We start from the raw sequence: 13213 nt of genomic DNA, 5'->3' as shown, positions 1-13213 counted from the left end.
AAAAGGCATGACTTGTGATTTCCACCCGGCAATTGCGTTACTTCGTCGAAATCGCCGAGAGCGGCAGCTTCAGCGCAGCGGCCGAGCGGCTGTTTGTGGCGCAATCGGCACTGAGCCGGCAGATCAAGGAGCTGGAAAACCTGCTGCAAACGCCGCTGTTTGAACGCACTGCGCGCCAGCCACGGCTGACGGCTGCGGGCGAGGCTTTTTATCCGCGGGCACGCAACCTGCTGGGCGAACTGCTCAAGGCCAGTGAGATGGCGACGCAAGTGGGCAATGGACAGCTCGGCACGCTGCGAATGAGCCATTCGAGCACGGTGCCGATGAGTGGCCGCCTGCTGCGCGGCATCGGTGCCTGGCTGGAACGATGCCCGGGCGTGTCGATGGACATCGCCAAACTGTCCTCCGAAGCCCAGTTGGAAGAAATCGCCGACGGCCGACTGGAGGTCGGGCTGTTGCGCTTACCGGTGTTGCGCCAGCGCGAAGGCGTGCGCATCGTGCCTTTATATAGCGAAAGGCTGTTGCTGGCCGTGCCGCCGAACCACCGGTTGGCCGGGCACACATCCGGTATCGATTTGGCGCAACTGAAGAACGAAGCTTTTATCTCGATCCCTCACCCCCAGCGCGGAGGGCTGAGTTACCTGTCAGCCGAGTTGTGCATGCGTGCAGGATTTTTCCCCAAGGCGGCGCGGGTGATGTCGCGCAAGACCACGCAGTTACAGCTGATCCAGGCCGGATTCGGGATCGCCTTGCTGCCGGAGTCGATGCAGGACATTGCGCCGGCCAACATCCATTTTTTACCCCTGGCCGATCCCGATTGCCAAAGCACCGTCGCCCTCGCCTGCCAGCAAACGCCGAACGCGCTGGTGGAGCAGTTCTGTCAAACCCTGCACGAATGCCTATAAACTGCCGCCCATGATTAAAGATCCCTTTGCCCGTCTGGGCCTGGACCGCGAAGTCCTGACTGTCAGCCAGCTCAACGGCCGCGCGCGGGTGTTGCTGGAAGACGTGTTCACCAATATCTGGGTCGAAGGCGAGATCTCCAACCTCGCCCGCCCGGCCTCCGGCCACGTGTATTTCACCCTCAAGGACAGTGGCGCCCAGGTGCGTTGTGCGCTGTTCCGGCAGAACGCCGCACGGGTGCGCCAGGCGTTGAAAGACGGCCTGGCGGTGAAGGTGCGGGGCAAGGTCTCGCTGTTTGAGGGCCGTGGCGACTATCAGCTGATTCTCGACACGGTGGAGCCGGCCGGTGACGGCGCACTGCGCCTGGCCTTCGACGCGCTGAAGGAAAAACTCAGCGCCGAAGGCCTGTTCAGTGCCGAGCGCAAGGTGCCGCTGCCCGCACACCCACGGCGCATAGGGATTATCAGCTCGCCCACCGGTGCGGTGATTCGCGACATCATCAGCGTGTTCCGTCGCCGGGCGCCCAACGTGGAACTGACGTTGATCCCGACAGCCGTACAAGGTCGTGAAGCCGTGGCGCAGATCGTCCGCGCACTGAAGCTGGCCGATGCACGCGGCTTCGACGCGCTGATCCTGGCCCGTGGCGGCGGGTCGCTGGAAGACCTCTGGTGCTTCAACGAAGAAGCCGTGGCGCGTGCCGTGGACGCCTGCGTGACGCCCATCGTCAGCGCCGTTGGCCATGAGACCGATGTGTCGATCAGCGACTTTGTCGCCGACGTACGCGCCCCAACGCCTTCCGCCGCTGCCGAGCTGTTGGCGCCGGACTCCAGCCACCTGACTCGCCAGGTAGAGAACCTGCACCGCCGCCTGGTGATGCTGATGCGCAACCGCCTGACCCACGACCGCCTGCGCCTGGAAGGCATGGCTCGTCGCCTGCGTCACCCGGGCGAGCGCCTGCGCCAACAGGCCCAGCGCCTGGATGACCTGGACATGCGCCTGCGGCGTGCCTTCGAGCGCAGCCTCAACACCCGTCGCGAGCGTTTGATCCGCCTGGAAACCCGCCTCGCCGGCCAACACCCCGGCCGCCAACTGGCGCTGTTGCGCCAACGCCTGGACAGCCTTGCCGAACGCCTGCCCCGCGCCATGCGCGAAGGCCTCAAGGCCCGTCGCCTGCAACTGCAAAGCCAGGTGCAGACGCTGCACGTGGTCAGCCCGCTGGCGACGCTTGGACGCGGCTACAGCATCTTGCTCGACGAACGCGGCCAGGCGATTCGCAACGCCGCGCAAACCCACACCGGGCAGCGCCTGACCGCGCGCCTCGGTGAAGGCCAATTGCAGGTACGGGTGGAAGACAACCACCTGACGCCCGTCACCCTCTCGTTACTGGATTGATTGATGCCACGCTTTTTAAGTTTGTTGATGCTGCTGTGCCTGACCTTTAACGCCCATGCCGACAGCTACATCACCCGGCTGCTGAACAAGCCGGTGCCCGGTGGCGTGGCGGTGGTCGACCTCGGCACTTCGGCCACGGCGCCCAAAGCCACCTACATGAACCGCCCAGTGCTGGTGGTGAAGGAGCAAAACAACTGGCTGGCGATTGTGGGCATCCCGCTGACGGTCAAGCCCGGCACCCAACGCATCACCAGCGGCAGCCAGAACCTGCCGTTTGTCGTGGGCTTCAAGAAATACCCCGAGCAGCACATCACCCTGAAGAACAAGAGCCAGGTGAACCCGGACCCGGCGCAACTCAAGCGCATCGAAGGCGAGCTGGCAGTCCAGCTCAAGGCGTATCGCAGTTTCAGCCCGAACACGCCGAGCAACCTGCTGCTGGACAAGCCGGTGAACGGGCCGCTGTCGAGCAAGTTCGGCGTGCGACGTTTCTTCAACGGCGAGGAGCGGAATCCGCATTCCGGCCTGGACTTTGCCGTGGGCGCCGGCACGCCGATCAAGACCCCGGCAGCGGGCAAGGTGATCCTGACCGGCAACTACTTCTTCAACGGCAACACCGTGTTTGTCGACCATGGCCAGGGCTTTATCAGCATGTTCTGCCATATGTCGAAGATTGATGTGAGCGTGGGCCAGCAACTGGCTCGTGGTGCAGTGGTGGGCAAGGTCGGTTCCACCGGCCGGGCGACCGGGCCGCATATGCATTGGAACATCAGCCTGAACGACGCACGGGTGGATCCGGCGATCTTTATCGGCGCGTTTCAGCCCTGACGCTCAATTGCGCACCCGGCAACGGGTGCGCAAACAAAACAACCTCGCGCACAATTCTCAACCATAAAATCTCGTTTTCCTCAGTAATAGCAGAACTTCTCTCAATTTTTTCCGACTGCTTGCCATCTTTCACCCCGGCGGTTAGGGTTGGACCTATGAAAACCTCTCACACCCTCATTCAGCTCCGCCAGCACCGCAGCCTGTGCCTAGTCAGCGCACGACTGCCAGGCTGAATCGATCTGCCTCGTCTTCTGCTTCATCCCCAATAACAGTTTTACGGCAGGCCGCCTTTTCTCGGCCCCTAGACAAAGGATTTCCCGATGAGCATGCTCAAAGACCCGTCTTCGAAGTACCGCGCGTTCCCGACCATTGATATCCCGGACCGCACCTGGCCTTCGAAAACCATCACCACCGCGCCGATCTGGTGCAGTTCCGACCTGCGCGACGGCAACCAGTCGCTGATCGAACCGATGGACGCGGTGAAAAAGCTGCGTTTCTGGAAGACCCTGGTGGCCGTCGGTGTGAAGGAAATCGAAGCCTCCTTCCCGGCTGCGTCGCAAACCGATTTCGACTTCGTGCGCACCCTGATCGAAGACAATCACATCCCCGAGGACACCACCATCCAGGTGCTGACCCAGGGCCGTGAAGACTTGATCGCACGCACCTTCGAATCCCTGCGCGGGGCGAAGAAAGCCATCGTTCACTTGTACAACGCCACCTCGCCGTCGTTCCGCCGCATCGTGTTCAACCAGGACAAGGACGGCATCAAGGCGATCGCGGTCAACGCGGCCAAGCTGTTCGTCAAATACGCCGCCCAGCAGCCGGAAACCCAGTGGACCTTCGAATACTCGCCAGAGACGTTCAGCGCCACTGAGCTTGAGTTCGCCAAGGAAGTCTGTGACGCGGTGATCGAGGTCTGGAACCCGACGCCTGAGCACAAGGTGATCTTCAACCTGCCAGCCACCGTCGAGTGCGCCACCCCGAACATCTATGCCGACCAGATCGAGTGGTTCGGTCGTCATATCAACCGTCGCGACAGCGTGATCATCAGCCTGCACACCCACAACGACCGTGGCACCGGCGTAGCCGCCACCGAGTTGGGCCTGATGGCCGGCGCCGACCGTGTCGAAGGCTGCCTGTTCGGCAACGGCGAGCGTACCGGTAACGTCGACCTGGTCACCGTGGCCTTGAACATGTACACCCAGGGCCTCGACCCTCAGCTGGACTTCTCCGACATCGACGGTATTCGCAAAGTTGTCGAAGAGTGCAACCAGATCCCGGTTCACCCACGTCACCCGTACGTCGGCGACCTGGTTCACACCGCCTTCTCCGGCTCCCACCAGGACGCGATCCGCAAGGGCTTCACCCAGCAGAAAGACGACGCCTTGTGGGAAGTGCCGTACTTGCCGATCGACCCGGCCGACATCGGCCGCAGCTACGAGGCGGTGATCCGCGTCAACAGCCAGTCGGGCAAAGGCGGCATCGCCTACCTGCTGGAGCAGGAATACGGCATCAGCTTGCCGCGCCGCATGCAGATCGAGTTCAGCCAGGTGGTACAGGCCGAAACCGACCGCGTGGGCCTGGAGATGACCGCCGCGCAGATCTACAGCTTGTTGCAGCGTGAATACCTGCAAGCCAACATTCCTTACGCGCTGGTCAGCCATCGCTTGCAGGAAGAGAACGGCAACAGCTCGGTGGAAGTTGAAGTCTCCGGCAAAGGCCAGGGCGAAACCAACCTGCGCTGGCACGGCAAGGGCAACGGCGCCCTGGAAGCGCTGGTGGCCGGGCTGCCGATTGGTGTGGAGATCATGGATTACAACGAACATGCGATTGGCGCCGGCACCAATGCCAAGGCGGCGGCCTACATCGAGCTGCGAGTGAACGGTGAGCGTCCGGTGCATGGCGTGGGCATTGATGAAAACATCACCACGGCGAGCTTCAAGGCGGTGTTCAGCGCGCTGAACCGCTCGTTGAGCCAGCTGGAAGCGAAAGCGGCGTAAGCACTGACCGCTGAAATGCGAAAGGCCCCGGGATCAGAATCCAGGGGCCTTTTTATTGGAATTTGTGGTGATTTTCAGGGCCTCTTCGCGAGCAAGCCCGCTCCCACATTTTGACCGCGTTCTTTCAGGTGGCGCAGGTCGAATGTAGAAGCGGGCTTGCTCGCGAAGGCAATCTATAAGGCGGCGAAAATCCTTCAGGTGAACTCGAAGCTGTCCGCATCCAGGTTCGCCGGGAAGCGTGTGCGGTACTCCGCCAATTCCGCTGCGTCCAGGCACACCTGGAACACGCCGTCCGCCTCCCCTGCGCTCAGCAGGCTTTCGCCCTGGAAGTCCACGACCTGGCTGTCGCCGGTGTAGGCAAAGCCCTTGCCGTCCGTGCCCACCCGATTCACCGCCGCCACGTAGCACAGGTTTTCAATGGCCCGTGCCGGCAGCAGACGGTTCCAGTGCTGGCGACGTGCGCCCGGCCAGTTGGCGGTGTACAGCAGCAAGTCAGTGTCCTGGGCGTCACGACTCCACACCGGGAATCGCAGGTCGTAGCAGATCAACGGACGAATCCGCCACCCCTTGAGTTCGAACTGCACCTGGCGCTCGCCGGGGGTGTAGTGGTCGTGTTCACCGGCCATACGGAACAGGTGACGCTTGTCGTAGTGCAACACCTCACCATCCGGTCGCGCCCACAGCAGGCGGTTGCGGTGACTGCGGTCGGCGGCCTGGATGATCACGCTGCCGGTGATCACCGCGTTGTACTTCTTCGCCTGGGCCTGCAGCCATTGATGGGTGGGGCCGTTTTCAGGCTCGGCGAGGGTTTCCGATTCCATCGAGAAACCGGTGGTGAACATCTCCGGTAGCACGATCAGGTCGGCACCCTTGGCCTGTTCCAGCAACAGTTCAAAATGCTCCAGGTTGGCCTGGCGGTCGTGCCAGGCCAGGGTGGTTTGCACCAGGGCGATGTTCAGGTTGGGCAGTGCACTCAGATCACGCATAGTTTCTCGGCTGCTTGACGCAGCGTCTCCTCGCGTTTGGCAAAGCACAGTCGCACCAGGCGCTGGCCTTGCGGTGGGTTCCGGTAGAACACCGAGACCGGGATGGTCGCAACGCCGTGTTCGCGGGTCATCCACAGCGACATGGCGACGTCATCCAGGTCCGGGCGAATCTGTGAGTAATCCACCAATTGAAAGTAGGTACCGGCCACCCGGGTAAAGCTGAAACGCGACGGTTCCAGCAGGTCGCAGAACAGGTCGCGCTTGGCTTGATAAAAAGCCGGCAGCTCCTCGACGTGTTCCGGGTGTTCGGCCATGAAGTCTGCCAAAGCGTACTGCAACGGGGTCACGCCGCAAAAGTTGACATATTGATGCACCTTGCGCAGCTCGGCGCTGAGGGCTGGCGGCGCGACCACGTAGCCGGTTTTCCAGCCGGTGACGTGGTAGGTCTTGCCGAACGAACTGACCACAAACGCACGCTGATACAGCTCTTCGTGGGCCAACACGCTGACGTGGGGCACACCGTCGAACACCAGGTGCTCGTAGACCTCGTCGCTGACCAGGTAGATGTCGCGGTCGCGGATCAACTCGGCCAACTGGTCCAGCTCGGCACGGCTGATCAGGGCACCGGTGGGGTTATGCGGGCTGTTGAGGATGATCATGCGGGTGCGCGGCGACAGCGCAGCGCGCAGTTGCTCGAAGTCCAGGGCGAAATCATCCAGGCCCAGTTGCACGTGTACGCAGCGACCGCCTGCCAGTTCCACAGAAGGCTCGTAGCTGTCGTAGGCCGGATCGAACACGATGACTTCATCACCGCTGCGGATCACCGCCTGGATCGCACAGAAGATCGCTTCAGTGGCGCCTGGGGTGATGGTCACTTCGCTGTCGGCATTCACCGTTGCGCCATAGCTGCGGGCGATCTTGGCCGCCACTTGCTGGCGCAGTACCGGCAGGCCGGTCATCGGGGCGTATTGGTTATGGCCCAGGGCAATGTGTCTGCCCACTCCATCGAGCAACTCCTGGGGCCCGTTAAAGTCGGGAAAGCCCTGGGACAGGTTGAGCGCACCGGTTTCGGCAGCGAGTTGCGACATGGTGGTGAAGATGGTGGTGCCGACATTCGGCAGCTTGCTGGTGATCATCGGTGCGCCCCTTGCGGTGAGCCCCAAGTTTTAAGCTGCATGCCGCGAAGGGTCAACCGCCAGGCACAAAAAAAGGGCTCCGAAAGAGCCCTTTTTCAACCGATCAGGATCAGCGCTTGTCGCGGCGCTTTTTGTCGGCCTTCTTGTGGTGCGTCATCATCCGGCGCTTTTTGTTTACCTGGCGGTCGGTGAGGCTGTTCTTGTTACCTTCGTACGGGTTCTCGCCACCCTTGAACTCGATACGGATCGGCGTACCGACCAGTTTCAAGACGCGGCGGTAGGTATTTTCCAGGTAACGCACGTAGGACTTCGGCACCTTCTCCAGCTGGTTACCGTGAATCACGATAATCGGCGGGTTGGCACCACCCAAGTGAGCGTAGCGCAGCTTGATCCGACGGTTGTTGACCATCGGCGGCGCGTGCTCGCTGACCGCATCTTCAAGAATCTGGGTCAGGCGGTTGGTCGGCCAGCGGGTAACCGCGGACTTGAACGAGTTCTGCACCGAGGCGTAGAGGTTACCCACGCCGGTACCGTGCAGTGCCGAGATAAAGTGGATATCGGCAAACTCGACGAAGAAAAGACGACGCTGCAGTTCGACCTTGACGTAGTCGCGCTCGCTCGGCGTCATGCCGTCCCACTTGTTGATCGCGATCACCAGGGCACGACCGGCTTCCAGGGCAAAGCCCAGCAAGTTCAGGTCGTGGTCTACCACGCCTTCGCGGGCGTCCATGACGAAGATCACTACGTTGGCGTCTTTGATCGCCTGCAGGGTTTTCACCACGGAGAACTTTTCAACTTCTTCGTGGATCTTGCCGCGCTTGCGCACACCGGCAGTGTCGATCAGCGTGTACTTCTCGTCGTTACGCTCGAACGGGATGTAGATGCTGTCGCGAGTGGTGCCCGGCTCGTCATAGACGATTACCCGGTCTTCACCGAGCATGCGGTTGACCAGGGTCGACTTGCCGACGTTCGGACGGCCGATGATCGCGATCTTGATACCGTCTTTTTCGCTTGGGCCAGGAATGCGCTTGGCTTCCTCGCCTTCGGCAACGATTTCTTCTTCGCCTTCGACTTCATCCACGTCATCACGCGGGAAGTCGCGCAGGGCGATTTCCAGCATCTGGGTGATGCCGCGACCGTGGGCACCGGCGATCGGGATCGCGTCGCCCAGGCCCATCGGGCTGAACTCGGCGCGGGCCATTTCAGGATCGATGTTGTCGATCTTGTTGGCCACCACGTAGGAACGCTTGTTGCGCTTGCGCAGGTGCTCGCCAATCATCTGGTCTGCAGCGGTGTAGCCCGCGCGGGCGTCCACCAGGAACAACACGACATCAGCTTCTTCAATGGCCAGCAGCGACTGCTCGGCCATCTTTTCGTCCATGCCATGCTCGTCACCGGAGATACCACCGGTGTCGACAATAATGTAGGAGCGCCCTTGCCACTTTGCCTCACCGTATTGGCGATCACGGGTCAGACCGGACAAGTCGCCGACGATGGCGTCGCGAGTCCTGGTCAGGCGGTTGAACAAGGTGGACTTGCCGACGTTCGGTCGGCCCACCAGGGCGATTACGGGAACCATGCGGCTCTCCACTTCGTTATTTCAGAAAATACAAAAGCCGCTGCAAGGCAGCGGCTGGTGCTCGGGGCAGCGCTCGAAAGCGCCGCATGCCCTGCCGAAGCAGGGCCGCCTGGGAATTACCCCAAGCATAGTCAAACCATTACTTGATGGTCAGCGCTTCCAGCTTGCCGCTGTTGCCATACACGTAAAGCATGTTACCTACCACCAGCGGACGGGCACGCAGGCCGTCGCTGTCGATACGTTCGCGACCCACGAAGCGACCGTCCACCTGGCTCAGCAGGTGCAGGTAACCTTCAAAGTCGCCTACCGCTACGTAGCTGGAGAACACTTCCGGTGCCGACAACTGACGGCGGGCCAGGGAGTCGTTGCTCCACAACGCGGTAGTGGAACGCTCGTCGACACTTTCAACGGTGCCGGACGCCAGGCTGACGTAGACGCTGCCAAACCCTTGGGCGACACCGGCGTAGCTGGAAGCATCACGCTGCCAGTTGATCCGGCCGCTCTGCACGTCCAGCGCCGCAACACGGCCCTGATAAGTAGCGACGTAAAGGGTATCACCCGACAGCAGCAAGCCACCGTCGATGTCCACTACGCGGTCCAGTTCCGAACGACCTTGAGGAATCGCGACCCGGGTTTCCCAGGCCGGCACGCCGTTCTGGGTGTCCAGGGCGACCACTTTACCGGTCGACAGGCCTGCCAGTGCCAGGTTGCTGGTCACAACCGGACCGCTGGTACCGCGCAAGGTCAGGACCGCCGGCGTGCTGTCATACAACCAGCGCTGGTTACCGGTGGCGGCGTCGAGGCCGATCACACGGTCATCCTGGGTCTGCACGACAACTACGTCACCGTTGGTAGCAGGCGGCGAGAGCACTTCACTGGTCACGCGAGCGCGCCATTTCTCTTCACCGGTGCTCGAATCCAGTGCCACGACGTCGCCTTTCAGCGTGCCGAGCATCACCAGGCCAGAACCCACGCCAACGGCGCCGGACACAGGCAGTTCGAGGTCTTTCTTCCACTTGACGTCGCCGTTCATGCGATCCATGGAGACCACAACACCGGTGGAATCAGCGGCGTAGATAGTGTCACCGTCGATCGCCGGGACCATCAGGTTGTACAGATCGCCCTGACCGTCACCAATGGAGCGGCTCCACTGCTTTTGCAGGACCACTTCTTCCTTGAAGCTGGTCAGCTCGGCCGGAGGCAGTTCTTTTTTGCTGTTGCTGCTGCAACCCGCGGCCAAAACGGCCAGAGCCAGCAATGCTGCATGTTTCCAACGGATCACGTCACGCATCCCCTTTGGCCAAGTCGTCGAGCTTGATTTGTAAGCCACCGACCGCCGCTTCATCAGACAGCGCCGCCTTGGCTTTTTGGTACGCAGCATTGGCTTCGTCGGTACGACCCAATTGGACCAGGAGGTCGCCCTTGAGCTCTTCACGAGTGGCCAGGAATGCCTTGTCAGCATCGCCGTCGAGCAGTTTCAGTGCTTCGTCGGCCTTGTTCTGTGCCGCCAGTACCTGAGCCAGACGCTGACGTGCGATTTCACCCAGTGTCGGGTTGGCCGGCTTGTCGGTGATGGCTTTCAGCTCGGAGGCGGCGTCATCCAGCTTGCCGTTGTCGACCGCAACTTTTGCGACGAACAGGCTGCCGTATTGCGCGTAGGTGCTACCGCCGAATTCGCTCTTCAGCTTGCCGGCCAGGTCTGCAACCTGGGCCAGGTCAGGCTTGCCGTTTGGCGTCAGCGTGGTTTCCAGCAGTTGCTGATAGATAATCGAGGCGCCTTGCGACTGGTTAGCCTGATACTTGTGCCAGGCTTGCCAGCCGAACACCACTACTAAAGCCAGCAAGCCGCCAGTGACCAGGGGCTTGCCGTTGCGCTGCCACCAGTCTTTGAACTCGGCCAGCTGGTCATCATCAGTACTCGACACCCCAATACTCCTTAATCGCTAAATCGGCTGTTTGACAGCTTCAACCCTGCACGATGCAGGTGGCCAGGTGCGCTGCAAGCGCATCAAAGGCAATGCTTTGTTGTTCACCCTGACCACGCAGGGGTTTGAAACTTACCACTTGCTGGGCCAACTCATCATCACCCAGGATCAGTGCATACAACGCACCGCTCTTGTCGGCTTTCTTGAACTGGCTTTTGAAGCTGCCGGCGCCGGCATTGACTTGCAGGCGCAGGTTCGGCAGTTGGTCGCGCAGTTTCTCGCTCAGGGCCAGGGCAGCCAGTTCGGCCGCCTCGCCAAAGGCACAGAAGTACACGTCCACCTGACGGGAGATTTCTTCGGGAACCTGCTCCAGGGTTTCCAGCAGCAGGATCAGCCGCTCGATGCCCATGGCAAAACCTACGCCGGTGGTCGGCTTGCCGCCCATCTGCTCGACCAGGCCGTCGTAACGACCACCGGCACACACCGTGCCCTGGGCGCCGAGCTTGTCGGTGACCCACTCGAACACGGTCTTGCTGTAGTAATCGAGGCCACGCACCAGTTTCGGGTTGATGACGTAAGGAATACCGGCTGCATCCAGGCGAGCCTTGAGGCCCTCGAAGTGGATACGGGACTCGTCGTCCAGGTAGTCGGCCATTTTCGGCGCGTCCACCAGTACGGCCTGGGTCTCGGCGCTCTTGGTGTCCAGTACCCGCAGCGGGTTGGTTTTCAGGCGGCGCTGGCTGTCTTCGTCCAGCTTGTCCAGGTGGGCCGACAGGAATTCCACCAGGGCTTCGCGGTAGCGGCCCCGGGATTCGCTGGTGCCCAGGCTGTTGAGTTCAAGCTTGACCGCATCGCGGATGCCCAGCATGCCCCACAGGCGCCAGGTCAGCACGATCAGCTCGGCGTCGATGTCCGGACCGTCGAGGTTGAAGACTTCCAGGCCGATCTGGTGAAACTGGCGATAACGGCCTTTCTGCGGACGCTCGTGGCGGAACATCGGGCCGATGTACCAGAGCTTCTGCGGCTGGCCACCGCCGGTGAGGCCATGTTCGAGCACCGCACGCACACACGCGGCAGTACCTTCCGGACGCAGGGTCAGGGAGTCACCGTTGCGGTCTTCGAAGGTGTACATCTCTTTTTCGACGATGTCGGTCACTTCACCGATGGAGCGCTTGAACAGCTCGGTGAACTCGACGATCGGCATGCGGATCTGCTTGTAACCGTAGTTATCCAGCAGGCGCGCGACAGTGCCCTCGAAGTAGCGCCACAGGGGCGTCTGCTCAGGCAGGATGTCGTTCATGCCACGAATGGCTTGCAGAGACTTGCTCACATCAAATCCTTAAATTCGTTCGATCAGCCGCGCGCGATAACCGCTGCGTCAGCTTCGACCTTTTCGGCCGCTTTCTGGCGGATCAGCCGTTCCAGCTCATCCACCAGATTGTCATTCGTCAATTTCTGCGACGGCTTGCCGTCGATGTAAATCAGGTTTGGCGTACCACCGGTCAGGCCCACATGGGCCTCTTTGGCCTCACCCGGCCCGTTGACCACACAGCCGATCACCGCGACATCCAGCGGCACCAGCAGGTCTTCGAGGCGTACTTCCAGTTCGTTCATGGTTTTCACCACGTCGAAGTTCTGCCGCGAGCAGCTCGGGCAGGCAATGAAGTTGATGCCACGGGAACGCAAATGCAGGGATTTGAGAATGTCGTAACCGACTTTCACTTCCTCTACCGGGTCTGCCGCGAGGGAGATGCGAATAGTATCGCCAATCCCGTCGGCCAGCAGCATACCGAGACCCACCGCAGATTTCACTGTGCCTGAGCGTAAACCGCCGGCTTCGGTGATACCCAGGTGCAGCGGCTGGACGATTTCCTTGGCCAGCAGGCGGTACGCTTCTACCGCCATGAACACGTCGGAAGCCTTTACGCTGACCTTGAAGTCCTGGAAATTCAGGCGTTCAAGGTGTTCTACGTGGCGCAGCGCGGACTCGACCAGTGCGGCCGGCGTCGGCTCGCCGTACTTCTTTTGCAGGTCTTTTTCCAGCGAGCCGGCGTTGACGCCGATGCGAATTGGAATCCCGCGATCACGGGCGGCATCCACCACGGCGCGAACCCGGTCTTCACGACCGATGTTGCCCGGGTTGATCCGCAGGCAATCGACGCCCAACTCGGCCACGCGCAACGCGATCTTGTAGTCGAAGTGAATATCGGCGACCAGCGGCACCTTGACCAGTTGCTTGATGCGGCCAAAGGCTTCGGCAGCGTCCATATCCGGTACGGATACACGCACGATGTCGACGCCCGCCGCTTCCAGGCGGTTGATCTGGGCGACAGTGGCCGCCACATCATTGGTGTCGCTGTTGGTCATGCTTTGTACTGCGATGGGGGCATCACCGCCCACCGGCACCGAGCCGACCCAGATCTTGCGCGATACGCGACGTTTGATTGGAGATTCGCCGTGCATGACT

The 13213-nt window shown here is 61.3% G+C and carries 11 protein-coding genes; 4 read left to right on the top strand and 7 right to left on the bottom strand.

What is annotated here, in order from left to right:
• The first annotated feature begins 14 nt into the window (after positions 1–14).
• From HX873_RS21760 to leuA, 4 genes are all read left to right on the top strand, one after another.
• Positions 15–905 (top strand): LysR family transcriptional regulator, encoded by an 891-nt coding sequence (locus HX873_RS21760; protein WP_087695128.1) that lies wholly within the window; start codon positions 15–17, stop codon positions 903–905.
• A gap of 10 nt (positions 906–915) precedes the next feature.
• On the top strand, positions 916–2295 hold the full coding sequence (xseA, locus tag HX873_RS21755; RefSeq protein ID WP_003209653.1) for an exodeoxyribonuclease VII large subunit: 1380 nt from the start codon (positions 916–918) through the stop codon (positions 2293–2295).
• Positions 2296–2298: 3 nt separating this feature from the next.
• A complete protein-coding gene (locus HX873_RS21750) occupies positions 2299–3120 on the top strand; it encodes a peptidoglycan DD-metalloendopeptidase family protein (protein WP_008438272.1) in 822 nt (273 codons plus the stop codon).
• 320 nt (positions 3121–3440) lie between these two features.
• Positions 3441–5120, top strand: coding sequence for a 2-isopropylmalate synthase (leuA, locus tag HX873_RS21745; RefSeq protein ID WP_177123185.1), 1680 nt, complete (start codon positions 3441–3443; stop codon positions 5118–5120).
• A gap of 194 nt (positions 5121–5314) precedes the next feature.
• Here leuA and HX873_RS21740 read toward each other — a convergent pair whose 3' ends face one another.
• From HX873_RS21740 to ispG, 7 genes are all read right to left on the bottom strand, one after another.
• Positions 5315–6106, bottom strand: coding sequence for an amidohydrolase (locus tag HX873_RS21740; RefSeq protein ID WP_008438274.1), 792 nt, complete (start codon positions 6104–6106; stop codon positions 5315–5317).
• Positions 6094–7242, bottom strand: a complete 1149-nt coding sequence (locus HX873_RS21735) for a pyridoxal phosphate-dependent aminotransferase (RefSeq protein WP_003209660.1) — start codon at positions 7240–7242, stop codon at positions 6094–6096. Before HX873_RS21735 ends, HX873_RS21740 begins: the two co-directional genes overlap by 13 nt.
• A gap of 109 nt (positions 7243–7351) precedes the next feature.
• Positions 7352–8821: a ribosome biogenesis GTPase Der gene (der, locus tag HX873_RS21730; protein ID WP_003209661.1), complete on the bottom strand. Its 1470-nt coding sequence runs from the start codon at positions 8819–8821 to the stop codon at positions 7352–7354.
• A gap of 139 nt (positions 8822–8960) precedes the next feature.
• Positions 8961–10112, bottom strand: a complete 1152-nt coding sequence (gene bamB / locus HX873_RS21725; protein ID WP_003209662.1) for an outer membrane protein assembly factor BamB — start codon at positions 10110–10112, stop codon at positions 8961–8963.
• Positions 10105–10746: a tetratricopeptide repeat protein gene (locus HX873_RS21720; RefSeq protein ID WP_003209663.1), complete on the bottom strand. Its 642-nt coding sequence runs from the start codon at positions 10744–10746 to the stop codon at positions 10105–10107. Before HX873_RS21720 ends, bamB begins: the two co-directional genes overlap by 8 nt.
• A gap of 40 nt (positions 10747–10786) precedes the next feature.
• Positions 10787–12076, bottom strand: coding sequence for a histidine--tRNA ligase (gene hisS, locus HX873_RS21715; protein WP_087695130.1), 1290 nt, complete (start codon positions 12074–12076; stop codon positions 10787–10789).
• Positions 12077–12099: 23 nt separating this feature from the next.
• Positions 12100–13209 carry a flavodoxin-dependent (E)-4-hydroxy-3-methylbut-2-enyl-diphosphate synthase gene (gene ispG / locus HX873_RS21710; RefSeq protein ID WP_003209666.1) on the bottom strand — a complete coding sequence of 370 codons (1110 nt, stop codon included), beginning with the start codon at positions 13207–13209 and terminating at the stop codon, positions 12100–12102.
• Between the last annotated feature and the right edge of the window lie 4 nt (positions 13210–13213).

Origin of the sequence: Pseudomonas sp. P7758, assembly GCF_013386485.1 — a bacterium.
Lineage (GTDB): Bacteria > Pseudomonadota > Gammaproteobacteria > Pseudomonadales > Pseudomonadaceae > Aquipseudomonas.
Note: the sequence above shows the minus strand (reverse complement) of the source record. Positions and strands in the feature narration are given on the sequence as shown.

What these genes read in the sequence shown, in the direction of transcription:
- HX873_RS21750 (WP_008438272.1), top strand. Translation starts at nt 2,299, where the DNA reads ATGCCACGCTTTTTAAGTTTGTTGATGCTGCTGTGCCTGACCTTTAAC.
- ispG (WP_003209666.1), bottom strand. Translation starts at nt 13,209, where the DNA reads ATGCACGGCGAATCTCCAATCAAACGTCGCGTATCGCGCAAGATCTGG.
- HX873_RS21735 (WP_003209660.1), bottom strand. Translation starts at nt 7,242, where the DNA reads ATGATCACCAGCAAGCTGCCGAATGTCGGCACCACCATCTTCACCACC.
- leuA (WP_177123185.1), top strand. Translation starts at nt 3,441, where the DNA reads ATGAGCATGCTCAAAGACCCGTCTTCGAAGTACCGCGCGTTCCCGACC.
- der (WP_003209661.1), bottom strand. Translation starts at nt 8,821, where the DNA reads ATGGTTCCCGTAATCGCCCTGGTGGGCCGACCGAACGTCGGCAAGTCC.
- xseA (WP_003209653.1), top strand. Translation starts at nt 916, where the DNA reads ATGATTAAAGATCCCTTTGCCCGTCTGGGCCTGGACCGCGAAGTCCTG.
- HX873_RS21740 (WP_008438274.1), bottom strand. Translation starts at nt 6,106, where the DNA reads ATGCGTGATCTGAGTGCACTGCCCAACCTGAACATCGCCCTGGTGCAA.
- bamB (WP_003209662.1), bottom strand. Translation starts at nt 10,112, where the DNA reads ATGCGTGACGTGATCCGTTGGAAACATGCAGCATTGCTGGCTCTGGCC.